Here is a 24,211-nt window from a genome sequence, read left to right on the forward strand (position 1 = left end):
CCAACCGTCCCGCTACCGGGCGGGGCGTCGGACGGAACGCTTCACCTCCGCTTTCCCTCTGTGCTCGACACCGCCGCGCCTTCCCCCGGGCGCGGCATCCCCGCCGGTCAGGCGGCGAAGGAGATGGTTCATGTGTCCGCTACGCCCGTGTTGGCGTTGCGAGGGGTCTCCAAGCGCTTCGGTGCCGTCCAGGTACTCACCGATGTAGAGCTTGAGGTCCACGCCGGCGAGGTGGTCGCCCTGGTGGGCGACAACGGCGCCGGTAAATCAACGCTGGTCAAGACGATCGCCGGAGTGCACCCCATCGATGACGGCGTCATCGAGTGGGAGGGCAGGACCGTGCAGATCACCAAGCCGCACGACGCCCAGAACCTCGGCGTCGCGACCGTCTACCAAGACCTCGCGCTGTGCGACAACATCGACGTCGTCGGCAACCTCTACCTCGGCCGCGAACTGCGCAGGTTCGGCATCCTGGACGAGGTGGAGATGGAGCGCCGCTCCCGCGAGCTGCTGTCCACGCTCTCCATCCGCATCCCGAGCGTCCGCATCCCGATCGCCTCGCTCTCCGGCGGCCAGCGCCAGACGGTCGCGATCGCCCGTTCGATGCTCGGCGAGCCCCGCCTCGTCATCCTCGACGAGCCGACCGCGGCCCTCGGCGTCGAGCAGACCGCCCAGGTCCTCGACCTCGTCGAGCGGCTGCGCGAGCGCGGCCACGCCGTCATCCTCATCAGCCACAACATGGCCGATGTGAAGGCCGTCGCCGACAAGGTCGCCGTGCTCCGGCTGGGCCGGAACAACGGTGTCTTCGACGTGAGGACCACCTCCCAGGAAGAGATCATCTCCGCCATCACGGGCGCCACGGACAACGCCGTGACCCGACGTGCGGCGCGCAACGCGGAGGTTTCCAAGTGACCACCGACAAGTCCGCCACCTCGCTGGACAAGGCCGACGCCCCGCCGGTCGGCAACCCGGACGCGGCCGAGGGCGCCGCCACGGTGATCGACCCCCGCCTGCTCATCCGCGAGCAGGGCCTCGGCGGCTACGTCACCGAGTTCAAGCGCAAGATCAGCGGCGGCGACCTGGGCTCGATCCCGGTGATCGTCGGCCTCGCGATCATCGCCATCGTCTTCCAGAGCATGAACTCCGAGTTCCTCTCCGCGAAGAACATCAGCGACATCGCCACCACGATGGTCGCCACCGGCATGATGGCCGTGGGCATCATCTTCGTCCTGCTGCTCGGCGAGATCGACCTCTCGGTCGGTTCCGTCTCCGGTGTCTCCGGCGCCCTCGTCGCGGTGCTCAGCGTCACCCAGGGCATGAACGAATGGCTGGCGATCCTCGTCGCCGTCGTCAGCGGCGCGGTGATGGGCGCGATCCACGGCTTCTTCTTCGCCCGGGTCGGGGCGCCCGCCTTCGCCGTCACCCTGGCGGGCCTGCTGTTCTGGCTCGGCTTCATGCTCCAGCTGCTCGGCGACTCCGGCACGATCAACCTGGACGGCGACGGCGTGGTCGGCAAGCTGACCACGTACTACTTCACCGACGTCGCCGCCGCCTACGGGCTCGCCGCCATCGCGGTCGTCGGCTACTTCGCCGCGGCCTTCCTGGACACCCGCCGCCGCGAGGCGGCCGGCATCCCGGCCCGCCCGCTCGCCGACATCCTCGTGCGCACCGCGGTCATCGCCGTGTTCGGCTTCGCCGCCGCGTACATGTTCAACCAGTACCGCGGCCTGCCGCTCGCCCTGGTCCTCTTCCTCATCGTCCTGGTCGGCACGGACTTCGTGCTCCGCCGTACGGCCTACGGGCGGAAGATCTTCGCGCTCGGCGGCAGCGTCGAGGCCTCCCGGCGGGCCGGCATCAACGTCACCGCGATCCGCGTCTCCGTCTTCTCCATCGCGGGGACCTTCGCGGCGATCGGCGGCCTGTTCTGGGCCTCCAAGATCGCGGCGGCCAACCAGGGCTCCGGCACCGGCGACCTCCTGATGAACGTCATCGCGGCGGCCGTCATCGGCGGCACCAGCCTCTTCGGCGGCCGGGGCCGCACCTGGAACGCGCTGCTCGGCGTCATGGTGATCGTCTCCATCCAGTACGGACTGTCACTGGAGGGCATCGCCACCCCGATCCAGTACATGGTCACCGGCGCCGTGCTTCTCGCCACGGTCGTCATCGACTCCGTCACCCGTAGGACCCAGAAGACCGCGGGCCGCGCCTGACCGGACAACCGCGCAGGTGCCCGGCGCCCCCAGGGGTGCCGGGCACCCGCGTGTGTCCGGCATTCCGTGGGCGAACAGGGCCGCCCGATGCCCGCCGTCGCGAGCGGAACATTAGACTCATCGGATCGGCACGCTCGATCAGCTCAAACGCAAGGAGGCACGGGTGGATCTGCTGACCCGCATCAAGGGACCGCGCGACCTGGACCGGCTCAGCCTCGGTGAGCTGGACCAGCTCGCGGAGGAGATCCGCACCTTCCTCGTGGACGCGGTCTCCAAGACCGGCGGACACCTCGGCCCCAACCTCGGCGTCGTCGAGCTGACCATCGCCCTGCACCGGGTCTTCGAATCGCCCCGGGACAAGGTGCTCTGGGACACCGGCCACCAGAGCTACGTGCACAAGCTGCTCACCGGCCGCCAGGACTTCTCCCGGCTCAAGAGCAAGGGCGGTCTCTCCGGCTACCCCTCGCGCGCCGAGTCCGACCACGACGTCATCGAGAACAGCCACGCCTCCGGGGTCCTCGGCTGGGCCGACGGCATGGCCAAGGCCAACGAGGTCCTGAAGAAGGACGACCACGTCGTCGCGGTCATCGGCGACGGCGCGCTCACCGGCGGTATGGCCTGGGAGGCGCTGAACAACATCGCCGCCGCCAAGGACCGCCCCCTCGTCATCGTCGTCAACGACAACGAGCGCTCCTACGCCCCGACCATCGGCGGCCTGGCCAACCACCTCGCCACGCTCCGTACGACCGACGGTTACGAACGGTTCCTGGCCCGCGGCAAGGACATCCTGGAGCGCACGCCCGTCGTCGGCCGCCCGCTGTACGAGACCCTGCACGGCGCCAAGAAGGGCCTCAAGGACTTCATCGCCCCTCAGGGCATGTTCGAGGACCTCGGCCTGAAGTACGTCGGCCCGATCGACGGCCACGACATCGAGGCCCTGGAATCCGCGCTCCAGCGCGCCAAGCGCTTCGGCGGCCCGGTCATCGTGCACTGCCTCACCGAGAAGGGCCGCGGCTACACCCCCGCCCTCCAGGACGAGGCCGACCGCTTCCACGCGGTGGGCAAGATCCACCCGGACACCGGCCTGCCGATCTCCACCTCCGGCCTCGACTGGACCTCCGTCTTCGGCGAGGAGATGGTCAAGCTCGGCCACGAGCGCGAGGACATCGTCGCCATCACCGCGGCCATGCTCCAGCCGGTCGGCCTCGGCAAGTTCGAGGCCGCCTTCCCGGACCGGATCTACGACGTCGGCATCGCCGAGCAGCACGGCGCCGCCTCCGCGGCCGGCCTCGCCACCGGCGGGCTCCACCCGGTCTTCGCGGTCTACGCCACCTTCCTCAACCGCGCCTTCGACCAGGTCCTGATGGACGTCGCCCTGCACAAGTGCGGCGTGACCTTCGTCCTGGACCGGGCCGGTATCACCGGCACGGACGGCGCCTCGCACAACGGCATGTGGGACATGTCGATCCTCCAGTGCGTGCCCACGCTCCGGATCGCCGCCCCGCGCGACGCCGACCAGGTCCGCGCCCAGCTGCGCGAGGCCGTCGCCGTCGACGACGCGCCCACCGTGGTCCGCTTCTCCAAGGGCGCGGTCGGCCCCGCCGTCAAGGCGGTCGGCAGGGTCGGCGGCATGGACGTCCTGCGCGAGCCGAAGGCCGCCCGCCCGGACGTCCTGATCGTCTCCGTCGGCGCGCTCGCCCCGATGTGCCTGGAGATCGCCGACCTGCTGGACGCCCAGGGCATTTCCAGCACCGTCGTCGACCCCCGCTGGGTCAAGCCCGTCGACGAGGCGCTCGCCCCGCTCGCCGAGCGCCACCACGTCGTCGTCACGGTCGAGGACAACAGCCGCGCCGGAGGCGTCGGCTCCGCCGTCGCCCAGGCCCTGCGCGACGCCGGGGTCGACGTCCCGCTGCGCGACTTCGGCATCCCGCCGGTCTTCCTCGACCACGCCTCGCGCGGCGAGGTCATGGCCGAGATCGGACTGACCGCGCCGGACATCGCCCGGCAGGTCACCGGCCTGGTCGCCAAGCTCGACGGCCGCTTCGAGAGCCGCGCGGTGGAGCCCGCCCGCGACTGAGGCAGTTAGGGCGTGTTTCGAAAGTCCCGCCTGCTCGGCGACGCCTGGCACTTCCCCAAGCTCTCGGCTTCGCTCGAGCAGGGGAGGCCCCATCCCTCGCCGCGTTGTCGGGATCGCCCCGATACATCCAGTATCGGGGCGACCCTCCGCCTTGCGATCGCACGCACCAGACGCCGCCGAGCCCGCCCTCCGGGCGGACGGCGCTACTTTCGAAACACGCCCTGGCCCCGTACGGCCGATGGGCCGGGAGAACCACCCCTGTACGGGTGGTTCTCCCGGCCCATTCGCATGAAACGGGCCAGATGGCGCGTTCACCTGCGGCAGCGTCCCCATCATGGCGTTCACAACGAATGCGTGGAGGTATCGCAGGTGAGCGCGCAGGTCACACCACCCCGCGGAAACGGCATGTTCCGCACCAAGTCCGTCGAACAGTCGATCCGTGACACCGAGGAGCCGGAACACGCGCTCAAGAAGTCCCTCTCCGCCCTGGACCTGACGGTCTTCGGCGTCGGCGTTGTCATCGGCACCGGCATCTTCGTCCTCACCGGACAGGTCGCCAAGGAGACGGCGGGCCCCGCCACCGCCATCGCGTTCGCCGTGGCCGGCGTCGTGTGCGCGCTGGCCGCGCTCTGCTACGCCGAGTTCGCCTCCACCGTCCCGGTCGCCGGCTCCGCCTACACCTTCGCGTACGCGGCCCTCGGCGAACTGGTCGCCTGGATCATCGGCTGGGACCTGGTGCTGGAGTTCGCGCTGGGTACCGCGGTGGTCGCGGTCGGCTGGTCCGGCTACGTCCGCTCGCTGATGGACAACGTCGACTGGACGATGCCCGAGGTGCTCTCGGGCACGGACGTGGCGGAAGGTTTCGGCTTCGATATCCTTGCCTTCGCCCTGGTACTGGTGCTGACCGCGATCCTCGTCGTCGGCATGAAGCTGTCCGCCCGGGTCACCTCGGTCGTGGTGGCGATCAAGGTCGCGGTGGTCCTCATGGTGATCATCGCGGGCCTGTTCTTCATCAAGGCCGAGAACTACAAGCCCTTCATCCCGCCGGCCGAGAAGCAGCCCGCCGGCTCCGGCTGGGACGCGCCGCTCGTACAGCTCATGTTCGGCTACGAACCCACGAACTTCGGCGTGATGGGCATCTTCACGGCCGCCTCCATCGTCTTCTTCGCCTTCATCGGCTTCGACGTGGTGGCCACCGCCGCCGAGGAGACCAAGCTGCCCCAGCGCGACATGCCGCGCGGCATCCTCGGCTCGCTGATCATCTGCACGGTGCTCTACGTGGCGGTCTCCATCGTGGTCACCGGCATGCAGAACTACCGCGAACTCTCCGTCAGCGCCCCGCTCGCCGACGCCTTCAAGGCCACCGGGCACCCCTTCTACGCCGGGCTGATCAGCTTCGGCGCGGCCGTCGGACTCACCACGGTCTGCATGATCCTGCTGCTCGGCCAGACCCGGGTCTTCTTCGCGATGAGCCGCGACGGCCTGCTCCCGCGCTTCTTCTCCAAGACGCACCCGCGCTTCCGCACGCCCTACCGCCCGACGATCCTGCTCGGCGTGGTGATCGCGATCGTCGCCGGGTTCACGAGCATCGAGGAACTGGCCACCCTGGTGAACATCGGCACGCTCTTCGCGTTCGTCGTCGTCGCCCTCGGCGTCCTGGTCCTGCGCCGCACCCAGCCGAACCTGCCCCGCGCGTTCCGTACCCCGTGGGTGCCGGTGCTCCCGATCGCCTCGGTGGCCGCGTCGGTCTGGCTGATGCTCAACCTCCCGGTGGAGACCTGGGTCCGTTTCGGCGCCTGGATGGTCCTCGGGGTGATCATCTACTTCGTGTACGGGCGCTCCCACAGCCGTATGGCCGAGGAGGGCCGCTGACGTCCGGGCCGGTCCGGCTCCTCACGGAGCGTCCCCGCCCGGCGCCCGCAGCCCGACCTGCCCGGCCAGGAACGCGAGGCACTCGGCCTCCAGCGCCACCACACGCGAGACGGCTCGGGCGCCGTGCCCGACGCCGCGTTCCAGCCGCAGCAGGACCGGCCCTGCCCCGGACGTGGCGTGTTGCAGAGCAGCGCACATCTTGCGGGCGTGGAGCGGATCGGTCCGGGTGTCGCCGTCCGAGGCGGCCAGCAGCACCGCCGGGTAGCTGACGCCGGGCGTGACACGGTGGTACGGGGAGTAGCCCAGCAGCGTCCGCGCCTGTGCGGGGTCGCGCACACTGCCGTACTCGGGCACCCAGCTGGGCCCCAGCCCCGACCTCTCGAAGCGGACCATGTCCAGGAGCGGGACCCGGCACACCGCGGCGGCGTACTTCCCGGGCTCCTGGGTCAGGGCCGCTCCGACCAGGAGCCCGCCGTTGGAGGAGCCCATGACCGCGACCCTGCCGGGCGCCGCCCAGCCGGCCGCCAGCAGGTGGTCGGAGGCGGCGGCGAAGTCGTCGAACGTGTTCTGCTTCTCGGCCCCGCTGCCCGCGAGGTGCCACTCCTCGCCCTCCTCACCGCCGCCGCGCAGCCCCGCCCAGGCGAAGACGCCGCCCGCCCTGACCCAGGCGAGAATCTGGGGCCGGTACCGCGGCGACATGATCTGGCCGAAGCCGCCGTATCCGGTGAGCAGGGCCGGGCGCGGCATGTCCGGGCGACCGGTGGGGGAGATCACGAACATCCGTACGGTCGTCCCGTCCCGGGAGGGGAAGGCGACCTGTCGGGTGACCGCCCCTTCGGCTTCGGGTGCGCTCCGGGCACCGTGCTCCCAGCGCGTCACGCGGCGGGTCCGCCCGTCGAAGCGGAGGACGCGCGTCGGCGTCACGAAGTCGGTGTAGGTGAACCAGGCCTCGTGGCTGCCGGGCGGCCCGGCGGCGAAGCCACCGACGGAGCCGCTGCCCGGCAGCGGCACCGAGGCCACCTGCCTGCCGTCCGTCAGGTCGTGCACGGTCACCTCCGCCACCGTGTGGCGGGTCCAGGCGGCCAGGCCGAGCGGGTGGTCGAGTTCGGGCCCCGCGACCACAGCGAAGTCGGTGAGGACCGCGTCGGGACGTCCCGCCACCACCTCCCGCCACGCCTCGGGGCCCCGGTGGAGCGCGTCCGGCGGGCACGCGACGACATGGCCGCGAGCGGCGCCGTGGTCGGTGCGCAGCCACACCGGGTCCCGCGGACCGGTGCCGGGCGCCACGTGCAGATGGGTGGCGGCCGGAATGTTTTCCTGGACCGGCACCAGCGCCGGCCTCTCCAGCGGTCCCGCGGTCAGGTCGGCCAGGTAGAGGTCGGTGCGCCGGCCGGTGCCGAGCGTGGCCCTGACCCCGAGCCAGCGGCCGTCGGCGGACACGGACACGCTGTAGAACTGGGTCCTGTCCCGGCCCTCGCCGAAGACCAGGACGTCGGCGCCGGGAGCGGTCCCGACCCGGTGCAGCCAGACCCGTCGGTGGTACTGCTCCTCGCCGGGGTTCAGCCGCGGGTCCAGCCGCCGGACGTAGTAGAACGCCCCGCCGCCGGGCAGCCAGGCGACCGACGACCTCCGCACCCGGTCCACCGGCCCGTCGACGACCTTCCCGGTCGCCACGTCGATCACCCGGAGCCGCGAGTCCTCGGTGCCGTCCCGGGAGACCTGGAAGGCCAGCAGATCGCCCTCCAGGGAGGGCTGCCAGGCGTCGAGGACGGTGCGGCCGGAAGGATCGAGGACCTCGGTGTCCAGCAGCACCCGCCCGGTGTCCGCCCCGGGCTCCGCCACCATGAGCACCGGATGCTCCTGGCCCGCGTCCTGCCGCAGCCAGAAGACCCGGCCGCCGCGGACCCTGGGCGGTGTCGCGCGGTCGACGGCGGTGAGCGCCGCCACCTCCGCCTCCCACCGCCCCCGGCCGGGCCAGGCCGCCCGCTCCGCCGCGTAGAGGGCCTCCTGCTCGGCGTCCCAGCGGATCACCTCGTCCGCCTTCGCGTCCTCCAGCCAGCGGTACGGGTCGGGGACGCGTACCCCGTGCAGCTCGTCCACGACGTCCTGCCGGGCCGCGCGGGGGTACTCGTGCTGTGCCGGTCGGGCGGCGGCGGTCACTCGGTGCTCCCTCGTCGTGGTGGGGCGGGGGTTCTGACGGCGGAGGCCGGCGGTGCCGCCTTCTCGTCGGCCGCTTTCTCCCCGACCGGTCCTCCGGCGGGCCCGCCGTCCTCGGCCTCCGTCGCGGGCAGGGCGCCGCGGGCGTAGAAGCCGGACAGCAGGATGCACAGCCCGGCCACGGCGATGATCGTGTCGATGGGACCGAACCGGATGCCCGCCACCGAGCCGTCGAAGTCCCGCAGCACGGTGCCGGCGAGCCAGCCGGACAGCGCCGCCGCGACCATCGCCGCCAGTTGCGTCATCGGCTGGAACACGGCGACCACCCGCCCGCGGTACTCGGCGGACGCCGCCGAGAGCAGCAGCGGGGCCATCGCGGTGTTCAGCACGGTGAGGGGAACGGTGAACAGGACGAGGAGGACGATGCCGCCGACGAATCCGGTCTGCCGGGAGTAGGCGACCAGCAGGGCGCCGCTCACCAGCAGGCTGACCCACGTAGTCCGCCGCGCCCCGATCCACTGGACCACCCGGCCGGCGCACAGCGCGCCGACAATGCCGCCCACCCCGATGGCCATGCCGACGTAACCGAACAGCTTGGCCGACATGCCCAGGTTCTCGGTCGTGAAGAAGATGTTGAGCGTGTTGAGCGCGCCGACCCCGAACTGGCCGATCACGGCGAAGACCAGCAGCGCGACCAGGAACTTGCTGCGCCCGAAGAAGCGGAGGCCCGCCACGAACTCCCGCAGCACGCCGGACCGGTGACCGGAGGCCTTCGGCGGGCCGCTCCCGTCCACCGGAGCCTCCGCGGCGGGGGCCGCCCGGACCGAGGCGATGGCGACGTACGACACCAGGTAGGAGAGCGCGTTGAAGAGCATGGCCCACTGCACTCCGAGCGTGAAGAACAGCGGCGCGGCGAGCGGCGGGCCGACGATCAGGGCCGTCTGACTGGTCGCCTGGGTGATGCCGGCCGCCCTGGCGCGGTCGGCGTCCCCGGTCACCAGGTCCGCGATGATCGTGAAGCGCGCGGGTGCGAAGAACCGGGCGGCCGCGTGCAGGAGCAGCACGGTGCCGTAGACGAGAGTGAGCCACACCCCGGCCGGCAGCGCGTCGGCCGGCAGGAAGGAGATGACGGCCAGCAGGGCCACCAGACCGCCGCGCAGCACTTCGGTGCCGAGCATCGTGCGGCGTTTGTCCCAGCGGTCGACGAAGACGCCGGCGATCGGCCCGACGACGAGGACGGCGGTGCCGCCCGCCACCAGGACACCGCTGACCGCCGCGGGGGCCCAGCTCTCGTCCTTCGCCAGTACGGTGGCCACCCAGAGCATCAGGGTGGTGCTGAAGACCATGTCCCCGATGGACGAGACGGCCTGTCCGAACCAGAGCCGTGTGAAGTCGGGGCTGATGAGGGTCAGTCGCGGTGCCATGACGGCCTCCCCGAGGAGAGGACCAGGGTCATGAGAGCGGTCACCAGCGTCGTGTGGTACGCCTTACGGAAGAATTCCCCGGCCCGGGCCGACCCGGACGCCATGAGCGCGGCGGACCGCCCGGGAATCGCCCCGTCGGACCGCTGGGCCCGCGCCAGGCACTCCACGGCCGCCGCTCCCGAGGGAGTGCGCAGCGGATCCAGGCCCAGGATGAACTGGGTGATGACAAGTTCGGCGCCCAGGTCCCACCGGTCCTGCCCGACGCAGTGGTCCAGCATTCGCCGGACCAGCTCCCGCGCGTGTGCCAGGGCGTCCCCGTACAGACCGGTCGGGGTCCGCCCGTAGTCGCCGAGGAAGAACGCGGCGTGGGTGAGGGAGTATCCCTCGGATTCGGTGAGCGGTGGAACGTCCCCCCTGGCCGCCGCGTCCCCCCTGGCCGCCGCGTCCCCCCTGGCCACGTCCTCCGCCGCCGCGCTTCCCGGCGCGGCGGCGGTCAGGGTGGCGAGCGGGCTCTGTCCGAGGAGCTCGGCGTACGGCTCGATGGTGTGGTCCGCGCCCGCCTTGTCCGCGTAGAAACGGATCTCCATGCGCTTGAGCGGCGACTTCCCGGCCGACGAGAGGAAGTCGGGAGCCAGCCGTGCGAGCGCGGCCCGACGCACCGTGTCGTCGACTCCGTCGGGAGCCAGCGCGGCGAAGGCCAGTCCGTAGGTGGGGGCGGAAGGGGGGTGGGTGTCGAAGAGCCGCGGGAACTCCGGTCGTTGCCAGAGCTTGCGCAGCAGGGCGGTCGCCCCGTTCAGCCGCTCGTCGCGGGGGCCGCCGGGCCGGTTCGCGCAGTGGCACAGCAGCGCCAGTTCCAGCACGGCCTTCGCCTGCCGGTGCGTCGCCGTCCCCGCGTCGGCCGCGTACGGGTCGAAGTGGTCCAGGTTCGCTCCCAACCAGTCGAGCGCGCCGACGGAGAGCCGGTCGAGAGATGACGTCATGGCTGGAGCCGCTCCGTCTCGTCCAGGTAGTCGAGCAGGGTGGCGTCCACGTCGTCGCGGAACCGTGTGAGGTTGGAGGTGTCCTCGTCGTAGCGGTAGAGGTCCTCGCAGGAGATCCAGCGGTCGCGGGTCGCCTCGGCGGGCCGGTACCCGTCGCCCACCGTGCCGACCTCCCAGTCGGGCTTGCCCGCGGTCTCCCAGCAGCTGGCCAGGGTCCCGTCCGCGCTGATCACCGCGCCGTAGCGGCCTTCGGTGTGGCCGCAGGTGAGGCAGGGCCGGCGGGCGCCGGGACGGCTCACCCTGAAGCCGAGGTCGAGCGCCCGACGCTGCCACCGGGTGAAGTGGGCCGAGAGCTCGCCCGTGTGCAGCAGGTCGTTGGCGTAGCCGATGCCCACGTCGCCGACCCGCGCGAAGTACAGGGCGCACCGGGAGGGGTCCAGCTCCGCCGCCAGCCGGTCGATGAGCCCGTCGACGCCGTCGAAGGTCTCCTGGGAGACGTTGACCCGCAGGGTCCACCGGATCGGCGTGATCTCGCTCGCCGCGACGATGTTGCGGACGATCTTGTCGAAAGTCCCGCCGTTGTCGGCCCTGTTCACCCGGATGCGGTCGTGGTCGGCGCGGTCGCCGTCGAAGGTGACCTGGACGGAGTCGAGCCCGAGGTCGGAGAGCTGCCGGGCCAGCCGCGGGGTGAGCAGCGTGGTGTTGGAGATCATCCAGGCCGACGCCATCCCGATCCCCGAGGCCCGCTCCAGCAGCTCCAGGCAGCCGCGCGGGTTGAGCAGGGGCTCCCCGCCGAACAGGAGGATCCGCAGCCGGTCCAGTTCGGCCATGGCCATCTGCCGCTCGGTGAACCCGAGGATCGAGGTGATGGTCTCCGAGGTGAGGCGGGTCCGGGCGATCCTGGGCGGACGGCTGCCGCTCGTGGTGTCCTGGGCGGTGTTCTGGAAGCAGTATCCGCAGCCGAGGTTGCAGTTCGTGCTGGTGAGGACGGTCAGCGCGTACGAGCGGACCGGCGGGGCGGCGAACATCCCGCCCTCGCGCAGCCGGCGCTCCGTGTCGGGCCGCAGATCCCCTTCGGGGGTGACGTGTCGGCCGCCGAGGCGGACGACACCGCCCCGGCCGAGGAACCACCAGTTGCGCTTGCCTTCAAGGAGGCGTGCGCCGTCCGGGAGTTGGACCTGTTGCAGGCTCATCGCGTCCTCCGAGCTGTGGGTGAATCCGTGGTCGGAACGGGTTGGGGGCGGCGGTCGGCGGTGAGCAGCAGCGTCGTCAGCGCCGTGACCAGCGTCGGCTGATAGGCCCACCGGAAGTACTGCTGGGGAGCGGCGGAGGCCGGGGCCCGTCCCCGCGCGGTCTTGCCGGGTATCGAGCCGTCCGGCGCCCCGGCCCCCGCGAGCATCCCGAGGGCCGCGGCCCCCGAAGGCGTCCGCAGCGGGTCCGAGCCCAGACAGTGCTGGGCGAGCATCAGCTTGGCCGCGTACTCCCACGCCTCCTCGCGTACGCAGTGGTCGGTGAGCCGCTCCACCACGCGCAGCGCCCGCTCCCGGGCCTCCGCGTCCAGACCGGTGTCGCGGAAGCCGTAGTCGGAGAGGTAGAACACGGTGTCCGTCACCTGGCAGACGTCCAGTTCGGCCACCGGCACACCGTCCGCGCCCGCCAGCGTGCTGCACGCGTACAGCTCCTCGTACGAGGCCAGCTCGTGCCCGACGCCCGCGAGTTCGGCGTAGAACCTGGTTCCCAGGTGGAGGTAGGGCGACTTGCGGCGGGGCGTCAGATAGCCGTCGGCGGAGAGCCGTTCGAGCACCTCGCGTCGGGCGTCGGTGGCGGTACCGACCGGTGCGAGAGCGGCCCACACCAGACCGAACGGCCGCGCGCTGCCGGCGGAATGGGCGAGCAGGCGCGGGAACTCCGGCTGCCGCCAGGCGTTCTCCACCACCGCCAGCACAGGCTTCAGCGCGAGATCGTCCGGTGCTGCCCTCCGCCAGCAGCGGCAGAGCAGCGCGAGTTGCAGGAGGGCCTTCACCCGCGGGGTCACGGGCAGTTCGGCGCGGCCGGACGGGGAGTCCAGGCGGCCCGCGTGGAGCCCCAGCCACCGTCGCGCACCCGAGGAGAGGATCGCGAGGGTCTCCTCGGCGGCGGTCGTCCCGCCGCCCGTGTCAGGGGCCGACGTTCGCGTAGTCATGGTCCTCCTCAGGGATCGTGGAGTGCTGCGGCACGCGTTCGACGATGTCGGCCGCACGGGCTGCGCCGTCCGCCGCGGCCAGTCTCCGGCCGAGGTCACCGGCGCGGCCTCGCAGCGCCTCGTCGTGCCAGGCCGAGTCCAGCAGCGCCGGCCAGTCCGACAGCGCGGATTTCGGCAGGTGTACGGCCACTCCGGCCCGCATGCAGGCACCGGTGAGCAGCGGTTGCTCGGAGCCGTTGGGTGACGCCGCGAGGGGCCGGCCGCGCAGCAGGGCGGCCAGCACGGGGGCGGAGGTGCCGCTGGTCAGCACCAGGTCGGCCAGGTCGACCAGGGGTCCCATCCACGGCTTGCGCACCGTCAGGATGTCGGCGCCCGGCGCGGGTTCGGGGACCGGGGAGCGGCCCTGCTCGACCACGGCCTGGAACCGGCCGCCGGTAAAGGTCTCGTTGAGGTGGGGCCACCGGCTGCCGCCCTCGAACACGCGCCCGAGGTGGACGTACACCAGCGGCTTCCCGGACCGCTCCACATGCTCCCTGACCGCCTCGACCTCGCCCGGCCCGGGCGTCGGCTCCCAGCGCAGCGGTCCCACGTGCCGCACCCGGCCGGGCAGTTCGGCGCCCGGGTACTCCAGCTCCGGGTCGCCGCGCAGCAGCAGCGCGTCTCCCGGCAGCGGGTCGCCCCCCCACCGGGAGCCGCGCGCCGGCAGCCCGGCCTGTTCCCGCACCTCGGCGTACTGCTGACGCATCTCGCGGGTCCGGTTCCGCCGGGGCCTGCCCAGGGGCGGTTCGCCGTCCCCGCCCGACCGGTAGTCCCACAGGTGGACCGAGAGTCCGACCACCACCACGGGAAGGCCGAGCACCTCGGCGGCGAGCAGGGTGCCGTGGCACAGCACGGAGGTGATGAGCAGGTCGGTCCGGTCCGCGCGGGCGGCGCGCACGGTCGCCCGGTACTGCGCCATGGCTGAGGTGCCCCACCATGCGACGGAGAACGCGCGCCGTTCGCCGAAGTCCTCCGTCGCCGCGAACGGCAGTCCGGCGTCGGCCGCGACGGGCGCTACGCCGGACCTGCCCAGCAGGCTGACGTGATGGCCGCGGCGCCGGAGCTCACGACCGGCCGCGATCGCCGGGTAGAGGTAGCCGCCGTCGCTGAGCGGACACAGCAGGATTCTCACGACGACTCCCGGCCGGAACGGGCCGGCCGTATGCCGGTCGGGGCAGGCCGGAGCAGAGCGGCCGGCGCCCGGAGGCCCCGTACCGCGGACCGGGGGGCCCGGTCCGGGCGCTGGCGCTGTGCCGGCAGGGCGTCGGGGGTCACTCGGTGCTCCCTCGGGGCGTGGCGGGCGGGGACGGGCGGCGAGCCGGACCGGGTGGGAGAGCGGCCGGCAGGGGAGGGTCCCCCTACGGCCGGGGCTGACGGCGGCCGGGTGTGGCGTCGGCAGACGGCTCCCGGTGCTAGGTGCCGGACGGCGGCCGGGCCTCCGTCGCTCGGAACGATGTGTCCGAGCTCCGGAGGCCCGTGCGGTGCACAGGACTCGACGGGGCGAGTTACTGAAGCATGTCGCTGTTGTTGGTGAGGCAGTTGCCCGCCTCGTCCTCGCCGTCCTCGCTGTGGGCGACGACCTCGAAGTCCTCGGACTCGGTCGGCTCCTGGCTCTGGTTCTCGGGCATGTTCTTCTCCTCTTGTCGACGGTGTCGGTTGCACCGGCTGAGAAGAACGTACGAACGCGCGGTATGGGAACGCCTGATCTTCGGCCCGAGGCCGGTATGCGGCCCATGACACGGGCACGGGACACCATCGGTATCCGGTGCGGCGAGGCGGGCCCCGGGCGGTGGAGACGTGACGGCCCGTCGCGCGTCGGCGCAGGGCGAGGAGACGGCGGAGGGCGGCTCGAAGCGGTGCGTTCGGACGGCGGCGCGGGACGAGGGCCATCGCATCCCGGGCCGGAGGCGGTGGCCCCGACGGACGGGGACCGGAGGCGCGGCCTCGGCGGATGCGGGCCGGGAGGGCGGCCCCGGTGGGCGAAAGCCTGCGCGCCGCCTCAGGGGCACGGGTCGAGGGGAGCGACCCCGGGGGCCCGGGGCCGGGGCAGTGGCCCGAGGAGGTACCGGCCGGGGGAGCGCTAGGGCGTGCTTCGAAAGTAGCGCCGTCCGCCCGGAGGGCGGGCTCGGCGGCGTCTGGTGCGTGCGATCGCAAGGCGGAGGGTCGCCCCGATACTGGATGTATCGGGGTGAACCCGACAACGCGGCGAGCGTGCGTGCCAGGCGTCGCCGAGCAGGCGGGACTTTCGAAACACGCCCTAGGCGTCCGGCGACGGCCGTACCGTACGGGGTCCCACGCACCGTGCCCCGTACGCCTCGACCCGCTGCCGCAGCCCCCGGTCGGCGGTGACGACGACGCAGTCCCGGTCCGGCGCGGCCCCGGCCGCCAGCTCGGCGATCAGGTCGTCGCCGCTGCCGGGGGCCGGCTCGACCCGGACCCCGGGCACGGAGGCGACGCCCCGGGCCGCCCCTTCCACGACGAGCACCAGCTCGACGGGGCCGGGCAGCCCCGGCAACCCGGCCGCCGCGTACGGGACGAGCGAGTCGCGCAGCCGGGTCGCCGCCCCGCGCCGGTCCCGCCACCATCCGTCGGGCACGGAACCGACCACGTTGGCGGCGTCCACGATCACCAGCACCGCATCGTCCTCGCTCATCCCGGCAGGGTGTCACGAGGACGCGGTGCGACGGTCCGTCAGCCCCCGGTGGCGGGGGACTTCTTCGCTTCATCGGGGATCGCGGTGTCCTCGCGGATCGCCTTCCACAGCCGGCCCGCCCGCGGCTCGGCCGCGATCACCCGGTTCTTGTCGATCTTGTCGTACGCCACCGGCAGCATGATCGTCTCCATCGAGGCCGGGTCGACGCCGTTCATCGAGCGGGCGAACTCCGCCAGCGAGGTGAGGGAGGCGAGCCCCGAGTCGGTGGTGAGCGACTTGGTGGCCGACTTGGCGATCTTGTACGAGTTCGCCGGACTGCCCAGCAGGTCCTGCGACTTGACCTCGCTCAGCAGGGCCATCATGAACTGCTGCTGGAGCCCGATGCGGCCGAGGTCGCTGCCGTCGCCGATGCCGTGCCGGGTCCGGACGTAGGCCAGGGACTCGGTGCCGTTCAGCTTCTGGGGGCCCGCGGCCAGGCTCAGTCCGGAGGCCTTGTCCTCGATGTCCTGCGGTACGTCGACGGTGACCCCGCCGATGGCGTCGACCAGGTCCTTGAACCCGGCGAAGTTGATCTCCAGGTAGTGGTCGATGCGGACGCCGGACATCTTCTCCACCGTCTTCACCACACAGGCCGGACCGACCTGCGCGTAGACGGAGTTGAACATGACGCGTTCCTTGGCGGACACCGTGGAGCCGTTGTCCCCGACGCACTCGGGCCGGGTCACCAGGGTGTCGCGCGGGATGGAGACGGCGACGGCCTTGGACCGGCCCTCGGGTATGTGCACCACCATCGCGGTGTCGGAGCGCGCGCCGCTGACGCCCCCGCCGCCGCCCAGCTCCTTGTTCTCCGCCCCGGCCCGCGAGTCCGAGCCGAGGACCAGCAGGTTCTGCCCGCTGGTGGGCAGCTTCTCCGGGCGGTCCGCACCGAGCGCCTTGTCGATGTCGACGCCCTTGATGTTCCCGTCGAGCTGGCTGTAGAGCCAGTACGCGGTGCCCCCGGCGGCGAGCAGGAGGACGAGCAGGACAGCGAGCGTGATCTTGAGTCCGCGGCGGCGCTTGGGGGGCTTGGCCGAGCGTCGGGAGGCGCGTGGGCCCGGAGGCATGACGTCGTTGCTCATCCTGCAGGAGTCCCTTGTTCTCTTGGCCCGGAAGGGCGGTGTGGAGTGGGGGACTCGGGTGGGGCCGGTCCACGCGCGTGGGGGGCTGAGCGTGCACTATAGACAGATTTTCGAATGTTGTGTAATTCTTCACGCGCTCTTCGGGTCCCGTACACGACCGCCACCCGTGGCGCGATGTCGCCGTGGACGCCCCGCCGGGCCGTCGTGCCGGGGGAGCGCTGCACCACGGGCCGAACAGAGATTCTATGATGGGTGCGTATCGGTCTGCCGCCTGTCGGGACGCCAACGCGTTGTCCGGGGCGGGGCCGAGGAACTTCTGGGAAGGACGACCTCACGTCATGCCGGTCAGATCCAAGCGCGCTGCCCGGAGAGGGGCCCCGCACCCGGGTGCCGAGGACCGCGACGCCCGCGTACAGCACGACGCTCCCGCATCCCTCCGGGCCCGGTCCACCGCCGGCGGCCGGTGGCTCGTCCTGGGCAAGGACGGCAGGCTCACCGCCTACGCCCCGGCCGCGCGGGGACTCCTGCGCTGGACGGAGGAGTCCCCCGGCGGACCCCGGTGGACCGGCCCGGTGCTCATTCCGGCTCCTCATCTCACGGAGTTGTCCGTGGCCCAGGGCACGGACGGCTTCGTGCACTTCGTCGGCCGCCGCGCCGTAGAGGGGGACCGCGGCCAGGCCGTCGACCTGGTGAGCGCCACCCAGTTCCAGTCCGGCCGCCCCCTCACCGAGTGGCGGTCGTTCGGGAACCAGCACAAGGAACCCGAGAAGGCCGCGCGGATCGGCGTCCCGGCCGCCGCGGTGGGACAGTCCGGTGCGCTCCACGCCTTCGTACGGAACGCGAACGGCAGCCTGGTCATGCGGCGCGAGACCGCAGCCGGCGGCTGGCAGGGGTGGCAGGACCTGAAGGTCGGAGGGGTCCGGGACGGAGTGGCCGTGGGCGCCACCTCGACCGGCCGCGTCGAGCTGGTCGCCCCCGGGGACGGTCTGACGATGCGCTGGACCCAGAGCGAGCCCGGCGGCGCCTTCCGGCGCGAACAGGACATCCCGTTCGGCCATGCCGCCGGAAGCGCCGTCGCCCTGGAGACCGCGCCGGAACGGATGACGTTCTACTGGGCGGACGAGGGCACCGGAGGCGTCGTGGCGTACCGCCCGGGCACCTGGGCCATCTCCCTGGGCGGCTCGGCCTCGAACGACCCGGTGGCCGCCCTGCGCGCCGTGCTGGACGGCTACGACTGCACGGTGCTCGCGCACCGCGGTCACGACGGGCAGGTCATGCTGGCCGCCTGCGGTACGGAGAACGAGGGCGGCGGCGTGTGGTGGTCGCCCACCGGGGAGAGCTGCGCGGGGGGTCCCGCGCTCGCGCACGACGTGTACGGGCGGGTGGTGCTGGCCCTGATCGGCGAGGACGGGGCCCTGCGCGTAGCCCGCCAGCGGCGCGAGCCCGGTCTGGCCCTGGAGCCCTCCGTACGGGTGTGAGACGGCGACGGCGGGAGCACCCCTCGGGGCGCTCCCGCCGTTCGTGTTCCCGGGCCCGGGCCCGGACCTCCGCCCCACGGGCTCAGGTGAGCAGCTTCAGCCCGATCGACAGGTAGTTGCTGTCCGTGTAGTACGGGTGGAATCGCACCGAGCGGCCCTGCGGCGTGGCGACGACCCGCTGGGGGAAGACGTTCACGGGCTTGCGCTGCACGATGTCGTCGGCGAAGCGGCCGATCCGCAGCCGGTGCGCCGTCCCCGAGACCGTCAGATTCGCCGGGACGCTCAGAGAGAGGTCCCAGATGGTGTCGAGCTCGATCATCCGGTCGCCGTACTGCAGGAGATCGATGGTGAAGCTGGCGCCACCGTTCGAGAACGCGCAGGGAATCGTGAAGAACGACTCCTTGTTCTTCCGGCTCTGCGCGATGATGTGCGCGCCGTGCCCGTCGGCGTCGACCTGCGGACCGCCCTGCGCGGCGGCGACCCCCAGGGCGAACATCTGCACGCTGAGATGGGAACCCGCCGACTCGATCCCGAGGACCTCCGCGTGCGCGGGAAGCTCGCGCGAGACGATCTGGAGGTACCCGCCGTCGGGCGAGCGCGTGAACGACCGGAAGCGCACCGGGGAGGAACTCGCGCCGGAGATGAGCGAGTTCGCGGACTGCTGGAGTTCCTTGACCTTGATCCGGCGCATCACTCCGTCGTCCTCGCGGCGCAGCAGGACGTTCCAGGTTCCGGTGGCCAGCCGGAGCTGCCCGGGGATGGCCGCGTAGTGCCCGTTGGCCGTCTGCTCCGCGGGACCCGTCATCAGGGCCTGCCGGCCGTCCGTCGCGTTCACGCACAGGACGGTGAACCGGTGGCCGGTGGCCCGGATCGGGTCGACGACGAGTTCGAGGTCTCCCGAGGAGGTGGCCCGGCAGAGTGCCTCGGGACGGTAGTCGCGGGCCGTGAGCAGCCTGGCGAGGTACGACTCGTACGTGATGGCCTGCGACTCGTTGCTGTAGCTGCGGGCCTTCTCGACGGCGTTGGCGCCCATCTGTGCCCGTGTCTCGGCGTCGCCCATGAGCCAGTCGAGGTTCTTGGCGAACGTCTCCGCGTCGCCCACGGGGGACAGCGCGCCGTCCACACCGTCGGAGATGATCTCGGAAGGGCCGTGCGGGCCGGCGGTGCTGAGCACCGGGACGCCACAGGTCATGGCTTCCACGATCGTCAGTCCGAAGGTCTCGTCCGTCGAGGTCGAGGTGTGCAGCGCCGACTTGGCCAGCTCCTCGCGAAGGTGCTTCGTGTGCCCCATGAGGAGGATGCGCTCGGTCGCGCCCATGTCGTCGATCTGCTTGCGGAGCTTCGCCTTCTCCGCACCGCTTCCGTAGATGCGCAGGGTCCAGTCGGGGTACTTCGCGCCGAGCCGCCCGAACGCGTCGATGAGGAGGTCGAACCGCTTCCAGTCGACCATCCGGCCCGACGCGGTGACGATGCGCGACTCACGTACGTCGGACCGCATGAACGTGCTCGTGACCGCGTTGGGAACGGCGTGGAAGTCGGTGCCGACCGCGCCGTAGGCGTCCCGGTGCGTCTGCGCGTCCTTCGACGTCACCGTGACGAAGCCGTCCAGCTGCGGGATGGCGAGGTCCAGCATCTGCCGCGAGGCGCGGCTCTGGTGGTGGTAGTGCGTGTGCGCCTGGCCGAGCGTGACGTATCTGCCGGTGCCCAGGGCGGCCACGAGTGCGATGGCGCTGGGCGCGGTGGCGATGACGACGTCGGCGTCGGCGCTCTTCAGGTACTCGGCGGCGCGCTCGTCCATGAGGCGGCTGTAGCGGTTCTTGTCGTCGGGCTTCCAACCGGCCCCGGGGCAGAGCTCGGTGGCGACCTGGTGCAGCGGATGGGTGAGATCCGGCGACCCGTCACGGGTGTCGATGAGGGTGCGCAGCGTGACGCCCGGATCGAACCGCAGCGGCGGAGTGTCGTGGTACTGGAACGTGCTCACCAGCTCGACCTCGTGCTGCCGGGCGGCGAGGGAGTTGGCGAGGGTCTGTGTGGCGACGGACGTACCGGCCTGCCCGTACGCGCTGTACATCAGGAATGCGATCTTCACAGGTCCCCCTGGATCAATGGCCGTGCGGCGCGGCTCAGTCGGTCTGGCTCTCGGAGTGGTTCAGGACCTGCGAGAGCGCGGATTCGAAGGCGGAGTCGGGCGCCGACGTCGGGTCCTGCCGCCGTACGTCGATCACGTGCCCCGTCATCGCGGAGAGGAGCACGTCGAGCGAGCTGCGCGCGACCTCCTCGGACGAGAGCAGGGAACCCTCCGGCTCCTGCCCGAACGCCTTGGTCCGCATCGGGGTCGCGGTGCGCTCCGGGTTCACGCAGTTGACCCGGATGCCGTCCTCGGCCCATTCGTCCGACAGCGCCTGGGTCAGGTTGACCATGGCGGCCTTGGTGGAGGAGTAGAGGCTGTACTCGGCGCGGCCGCGCGTATAGCTGCTGGAGGTGAAGAGCAGCAGCTGCCCGCGGCTCTCGGCCAGGTACTTGTACGAGGTGCGGGCGATGTTCACGGGCGCGAGGTAGTTGACCTCCATCGCCTCGCGGACCGTGGCGTTGTCGGCCTGGTCGAGCCGGCCGATGCGCAGTACGCCCGCCGTGTTGACGACGAAGTCGATCCGGCCGGTCTCGGCGTACGCCGTGGCGAACGCCTCGTCCACGTGGTCGGGGTTCTCGACGTGGGTGCCGGTCGTGGAGCGCCCGAGGGCGTAGACGTTCGCCCCGTACTCCCGCGCTATCCGGGCGATGTCGCCGCCGATCCCGTACGAGCCGCCGAAGACGAGCATGGTCCGGCCCGCCAGCCGGTCCCGGTAGAACTCCTCGCCGCTGTGCGCCGGGGCCGTCGTGGAGGCGAGCTGGAACAGCTTGTCGGCGATGAAGACGTCGACGGGCTGGGTCACCTTCATGTTGTACTCGTCGCCGGTCACCACGTGGACGGGGACGTCGGGCAGGTACTTCACGACGACCGAGCAGTCGTCGGTCGCCTGGAAGAACGGGTCCGCGGCGGCGTGTTCGTACGCGGTGCGGATGGTGGAGAGCCGGAAGCCCTGCGGGGTCTGCCCCCGCCGGAGCCGGGCGCGGTCGGGCACCTCGGTGATGAACTCCCCGTCGTCCCCGTGCGTCCGGGTGACGATGACGGTGTCGGCCGACGGGATGGCCACGTCGACGGCGCTGTAGCGCTCCAGCGCGGCCACGCACTCCGTGACCACGCGCTGGGACAGCATCGGGCGCACGGCGTCGTGGAACAGCAGGTTGCAGTCCTCGTCGGCGCCGGACCGCCCGGACACCGCGGCGATCGCGATGTTCGTCGTCTCGCTGCGGGTGGCGCCCCCGGCCAGTACCGCCGACACCTTGCGCAGCCCCGCCCCGGCGACGATCTTCTCGGCCTCGGCCACATGGCTCGGCGTCATCAGCACGATGACGTCGTCGATGTCCGGCGCGTTCTCGAAGACCCGCAGGGTGTGCTCCAGGATGGGCCTCCCCGCGATCTTCAGGAGCTGCTTCGGGATGGCGAGCCCGATGCGCTGGCCGGTGCCACCGGCGAGGACGACGGCGACGGTGCGGCGACGGGGGGCGAGCGTGGTCAAGTGGAGCCTGCTTCCTGTCGGGGTGAGGGTGGACGAGAGGCCCGGACGCGGAGCGTCCGGGCGAAGCGGGGTGCGCGGCGGCCGTACGCGCTCAGGCCGGCTGGCGCGGCTGCTGGCCGGGGAAGCCGGGCTGGTCCGGGTGCTCGACGGGGAAGTCCCGGATCCCGGACCGGTACAGCGTGTTCGCGGCCTCGGCGAAGCGGATGGTCGACGGCGGGTTGTCCGGACCCAGCAGGTATTCCTTGAGCTGTTCGCGGTACGGGGCCATCACGTCCTGGTCCACGGAGAGCATGGCGGTGAGCGCCGTCTCCAGACCGTTGCACTCGGCGTCCAGGAGGTACGAGGCGTACGCGGTGCGCTGCTCGTTGCGGAACTCCGCGTCGGGGAGTCCTTCGAGATTGAAGATGGCGTACGGCTTACGGGTCGCCACGAAGTCCGAGACCACGCTCGACATGTCCCCGATGAGCAGGTCGGAGTGGTTGAAGCAGTCGTACAGCGTGGGCACCTTGTCGGTCACGACATGGTGCGCGTCGACGGGCAGCGAGTCCCAGTACAGCGCGCCGGCCTGGTGGCGGAACTTACGGATACGGGTGGTCCGCTCCGCCTCGGTCAGGTCCGGGTACTTCGAGCGGACCCCCCGCTCCTGGAGCGCGGCGAGGCGCTTGTCGATCCGGGCCAGCCGGCGGCCCGCGGTCTTCGAGTCGAGGATCTTGCGCCCGAACCGGCGGGTGTTGTCCTCCTGGAGGAGCGCGATGATGCGCCGGTGCGCGGCCGCGGCCGCGGGGGAGCGGGTGCCGGTCAGCGGGTGCGGCTTGTAGATGATCCGCAGCTGCTCCTTGTACGAGAGCAGGGTGCGTATGAGGTGCTCGCCCGCCGGGATGACGGAGGTGTAGCAGGCGTCGTCCGTCCAGCCTTCCCAGGTGGGGGCGTAGATGACGGTGGGTATCTCGTTGTCGACCGAACCCGTCCAGCGGCGCAGGGGCATCAGCTGCGGCCGGCCGACCTCCACGATCTGGTGGGCGGTCACCGCGTGCTTGATGCGCTCGTAGCGGTCGCGTCCGGCGCGTCCGGCCACCCAGATCTCGTCGAAGACCTTGCTGACCCGGTTGCTGCTGGCCAGCTTGTCGCTGTCGCCGTGACCGATGAAGACGTGCTTGACCTCGTGCCGCTGGAGCATGTGCACGTTCTTTCCGGCGTTGCCGGGGTAGAGCGTGACGCGGAGCTCGGGCATCTCGACGCGGGCCAGGTACTCGGCCTTGGGGACGCAGATGACCGGCACGGAGGTGGCGTCCAGGAAGCGCAGGGTGGCCCGCTCGCGCAGCACGATGATGGGGCGCAGGTCCAGCTCCTCCAGCGACTCCAGCCACATGTTCACCTGGTACATGAAGTCCCGGGAGACGGCGGCGAAGGTGAAGTACAGGGCGACCTGCGGCCGGTACTGCCCGAGCTGCCAGTTCAGCTCGTCGAGGGCCTCGTCGGGGGTGGGCAGGATCAGCGCGTTCCGGGCGCCGGGCAGCAGGACGAGCACGGCCAGGAAGGCGAGCCAGACCGTGGCGATCCCGCCGAAGGTCACGTACTTCCAGTCGTCCGTGGCGACGGTGCCGATCGCACCGGCCACCAGCGGGACGTCCAGGTGCAGCGTCTTGCGGACGTGCTTGCTCGTCAGGAACGGATGCGGCAGGCGGCGGATGCCCAGGGCTTCGAGGTCCAGCCCGCGCGTGGTGAAGGGCAGTGCCGCGCGTTCGGACTTGACCCGCTTGACCATCGCCCCGTAGACGAGCTGCAGGGTGAAGAGCAGCAGCAGGCCCACCGCCGTCATCTGGATGACGAACGAGTCGAGGTCGATGATGGCGCCGCAGAGCGCGAGCAGCAGGAACTGGCGGATCAGGAAGCGGATGGTGAGCCCGAACCGCGAGTCCCGCAGCCGGTCCAGGGTGGAGGACTCGGCGGTGTGCAGGAGCAGGTCGGCCAGATAGCTGACGGCGGCCGCCGCGGCGAAGACGGGCAGCGACACCATCACGACCGCGGCCATCATGGTCACGAAGCTCAGCACCAGAGCAGCTGTGATCAGGACCCCCAGCACGGCCTGACGTTTTTGCTTGCCCATGGGCTGCCGACCCCTCCCTCAAATGATCTTGTGCGGCGCTGGCTACGGTGCCGGCCAGTAACAGGGACTGCCGCACGTCACAGTGGGGGCCGTGCCGCGATGAGACTCCGACGCGGACGGTGTGTAAGGAACTTGTGAAGCATCCGATCAAACTTTAGACACTGGTCGGACTCAACCGAGAACTTTCAAGGGTTAAAAGTAGAACAATTGTCGTCTGGATGCCGAACAGTTATGAACGCTTGGCTGTCACGTGATCGAATTGCGGGATATGCGTCACATGTAACTGCGGTGGCG

17 protein-coding genes are annotated in these 24,211 nt (G+C 71.4%); 5 read left to right on the forward strand and 12 right to left on the reverse strand.

Annotation, left to right across the window (positions count from 1 at the left end):
* The first annotated feature begins 123 nt into the window (after positions 1-123).
* The 4 genes from OG245_RS30820 to OG245_RS30835 all read left to right on the forward strand — a co-directional run bounded on the left by OG245_RS30820 (position 124) and on the right by OG245_RS30835 (position 6,159).
* The gene (locus OG245_RS30820) at positions 124-912 is read left to right on the forward strand and encodes an ATP-binding cassette domain-containing protein (RefSeq protein WP_371628033.1); all 789 of its coding nucleotides are present in this window, start codon (positions 124-126) and stop codon (positions 910-912) included.
* Complete coding sequence (locus OG245_RS30825; protein WP_371626614.1) at positions 909-2,210, forward strand: sugar ABC transporter permease; 1,302 nt, start codon at positions 909-911, stop codon at positions 2,208-2,210. Before OG245_RS30820 ends, OG245_RS30825 begins: the two co-directional genes overlap by 4 nt.
* A gap of 163 nt (positions 2,211-2,373) precedes the next feature.
* Positions 2,374-4,287, forward strand: coding sequence for a 1-deoxy-D-xylulose-5-phosphate synthase (gene dxs / locus OG245_RS30830; protein ID WP_371626615.1), 1,914 nt, complete (start codon positions 2,374-2,376; stop codon positions 4,285-4,287).
* A gap of 405 nt (positions 4,288-4,692) precedes the next feature.
* Positions 4,693-6,159, forward strand: coding sequence for an amino acid permease (locus OG245_RS30835; RefSeq protein WP_371626616.1), 1,467 nt, complete (start codon positions 4,693-4,695; stop codon positions 6,157-6,159).
* Between the two features lie 21 nt (positions 6,160-6,180).
* Here OG245_RS30835 and OG245_RS30840 read toward each other — a convergent pair whose 3' ends face one another.
* The 9 genes from OG245_RS30840 to OG245_RS30880 form a co-directional block, all read right to left on the reverse strand.
* Positions 6,181-8,319 carry a prolyl oligopeptidase family protein gene (locus OG245_RS30840; RefSeq protein WP_371626617.1) on the reverse strand — a complete coding sequence of 713 codons (2,139 nt, stop codon included), beginning with the start codon at positions 8,317-8,319 and terminating at the stop codon, positions 6,181-6,183.
* Positions 8,316-9,740 (reverse strand): MFS transporter, encoded by a 1,425-nt coding sequence (locus tag OG245_RS30845; protein ID WP_371626618.1) that lies wholly within the window; start codon positions 9,738-9,740, stop codon positions 8,316-8,318. The genes OG245_RS30840 and OG245_RS30845 overlap by 4 nt, the downstream gene beginning before the upstream one ends.
* Positions 9,725-10,720, reverse strand: a complete 996-nt coding sequence (locus OG245_RS30850) for a hypothetical protein (RefSeq protein WP_371626619.1) — start codon at positions 10,718-10,720, stop codon at positions 9,725-9,727. Before OG245_RS30850 ends, OG245_RS30845 begins: the two co-directional genes overlap by 16 nt.
* On the reverse strand, positions 10,717-11,913 hold the full coding sequence (locus OG245_RS30855) for a radical SAM protein (RefSeq protein ID WP_371626620.1): 1,197 nt from the start codon (positions 11,911-11,913) through the stop codon (positions 10,717-10,719). Before OG245_RS30855 ends, OG245_RS30850 begins: the two co-directional genes overlap by 4 nt.
* Entirely contained in the window at positions 11,910-12,902 is a 993-nt protein-coding gene (locus OG245_RS30860) for a hypothetical protein (protein ID WP_371626621.1), read from the reverse strand. The genes OG245_RS30855 and OG245_RS30860 overlap by 4 nt, the downstream gene beginning before the upstream one ends.
* Positions 12,877-14,073 (reverse strand): glycosyltransferase, encoded by a 1,197-nt coding sequence (locus OG245_RS30865; RefSeq protein ID WP_371626622.1) that lies wholly within the window; start codon positions 14,071-14,073, stop codon positions 12,877-12,879. The genes OG245_RS30860 and OG245_RS30865 overlap by 26 nt, the downstream gene beginning before the upstream one ends.
* A 373-nt stretch (positions 14,074-14,446) precedes the next feature.
* A complete protein-coding gene (locus OG245_RS30870) occupies positions 14,447-14,569 on the reverse strand; it encodes a hypothetical protein (protein ID WP_257132553.1) in 123 nt (40 codons plus the stop codon).
* A gap of 629 nt (positions 14,570-15,198) precedes the next feature.
* Entirely contained in the window at positions 15,199-15,594 is a 396-nt protein-coding gene (locus OG245_RS30875) for an NTP pyrophosphohydrolase (protein ID WP_371626623.1), read from the reverse strand.
* 38 nt (positions 15,595-15,632) lie between these two features.
* The gene (locus OG245_RS30880) at positions 15,633-16,712 is read right to left on the reverse strand and encodes an LCP family protein (RefSeq protein ID WP_371626624.1); all 1,080 of its coding nucleotides are present in this window, start codon (positions 16,710-16,712) and stop codon (positions 15,633-15,635) included.
* A 338-nt stretch (positions 16,713-17,050) separates the two neighbouring features.
* Here OG245_RS30880 and OG245_RS30885 point away from each other — a divergent pair, with 338 nt between their 5' ends.
* Positions 17,051-18,190 (forward strand): hypothetical protein, encoded by a 1,140-nt coding sequence (locus tag OG245_RS30885; protein ID WP_371626625.1) that lies wholly within the window; start codon positions 17,051-17,053, stop codon positions 18,188-18,190.
* A gap of 82 nt (positions 18,191-18,272) precedes the next feature.
* On the opposite strand, the gene OG245_RS30890 is transcribed toward OG245_RS30885, so the two are convergent.
* The 3 genes from OG245_RS30890 to OG245_RS30900 all read right to left on the reverse strand — a co-directional run bounded on the left by OG245_RS30890 (position 18,273) and on the right by OG245_RS30900 (position 23,917).
* Positions 18,273-20,279, reverse strand: a complete 2,007-nt coding sequence (locus OG245_RS30890; RefSeq protein ID WP_371626626.1) for a glycosyltransferase — start codon at positions 20,277-20,279, stop codon at positions 18,273-18,275.
* A 34-nt stretch (positions 20,280-20,313) separates the two neighbouring features.
* On the reverse strand, positions 20,314-21,810 hold the full coding sequence (locus tag OG245_RS30895) for an SDR family NAD(P)-dependent oxidoreductase (RefSeq protein ID WP_371626627.1): 1,497 nt from the start codon (positions 21,808-21,810) through the stop codon (positions 20,314-20,316).
* A gap of 91 nt (positions 21,811-21,901) precedes the next feature.
* A complete protein-coding gene (locus OG245_RS30900) occupies positions 21,902-23,917 on the reverse strand; it encodes a hypothetical protein (protein ID WP_371626628.1) in 2,016 nt (671 codons plus the stop codon).
* Positions 23,918-24,211: the final 294 nt, after the last annotated feature.

The organism is Streptomyces sp. NBC_01116 (assembly GCF_041435495.1).
In the GTDB taxonomy this organism is placed as follows: Bacteria; Actinomycetota; Actinomycetes; order Streptomycetales; family Streptomycetaceae; genus Streptomyces.

What these genes read in the sequence shown, in the direction of transcription:
- OG245_RS30820 (WP_371628033.1), top strand. Translation starts at nt 124, where the DNA reads ATGGTTCATGTGTCCGCTACGCCCGTGTTGGCGTTGCGAGGGGTCTCC.
- OG245_RS30835 (WP_371626616.1), top strand. Translation starts at nt 4,693, where the DNA reads ATGTTCCGCACCAAGTCCGTCGAACAGTCGATCCGTGACACCGAGGAG.
- OG245_RS30845 (WP_371626618.1), bottom strand. Translation starts at nt 9,740, where the DNA reads ATGGCACCGCGACTGACCCTCATCAGCCCCGACTTCACACGGCTCTGG.
- OG245_RS30850 (WP_371626619.1), bottom strand. Translation starts at nt 10,720, where the DNA reads ATGACGTCATCTCTCGACCGGCTCTCCGTCGGCGCGCTCGACTGGTTG.
- OG245_RS30855 (WP_371626620.1), bottom strand. Translation starts at nt 11,913, where the DNA reads ATGAGCCTGCAACAGGTCCAACTCCCGGACGGCGCACGCCTCCTTGAA.
- OG245_RS30860 (WP_371626621.1), bottom strand. Translation starts at nt 12,902, where the DNA reads ATGACTACGCGAACGTCGGCCCCTGACACGGGCGGCGGGACGACCGCC.
- OG245_RS30870 (WP_257132553.1), bottom strand. Translation starts at nt 14,569, where the DNA reads ATGCCCGAGAACCAGAGCCAGGAGCCGACCGAGTCCGAGGACTTCGAG.
- OG245_RS30875 (WP_371626623.1), bottom strand. Translation starts at nt 15,594, where the DNA reads ATGAGCGAGGACGATGCGGTGCTGGTGATCGTGGACGCCGCCAACGTG.
- OG245_RS30880 (WP_371626624.1), bottom strand. Translation starts at nt 16,712, where the DNA reads ATGAGCAACGACGTCATGCCTCCGGGCCCACGCGCCTCCCGACGCTCG.
- OG245_RS30885 (WP_371626625.1), top strand. Translation starts at nt 17,051, where the DNA reads ATGCCGGTCAGATCCAAGCGCGCTGCCCGGAGAGGGGCCCCGCACCCG.
- OG245_RS30900 (WP_371626628.1), bottom strand. Translation starts at nt 23,917, where the DNA reads ATGGGCAAGCAAAAACGTCAGGCCGTGCTGGGGGTCCTGATCACAGCT.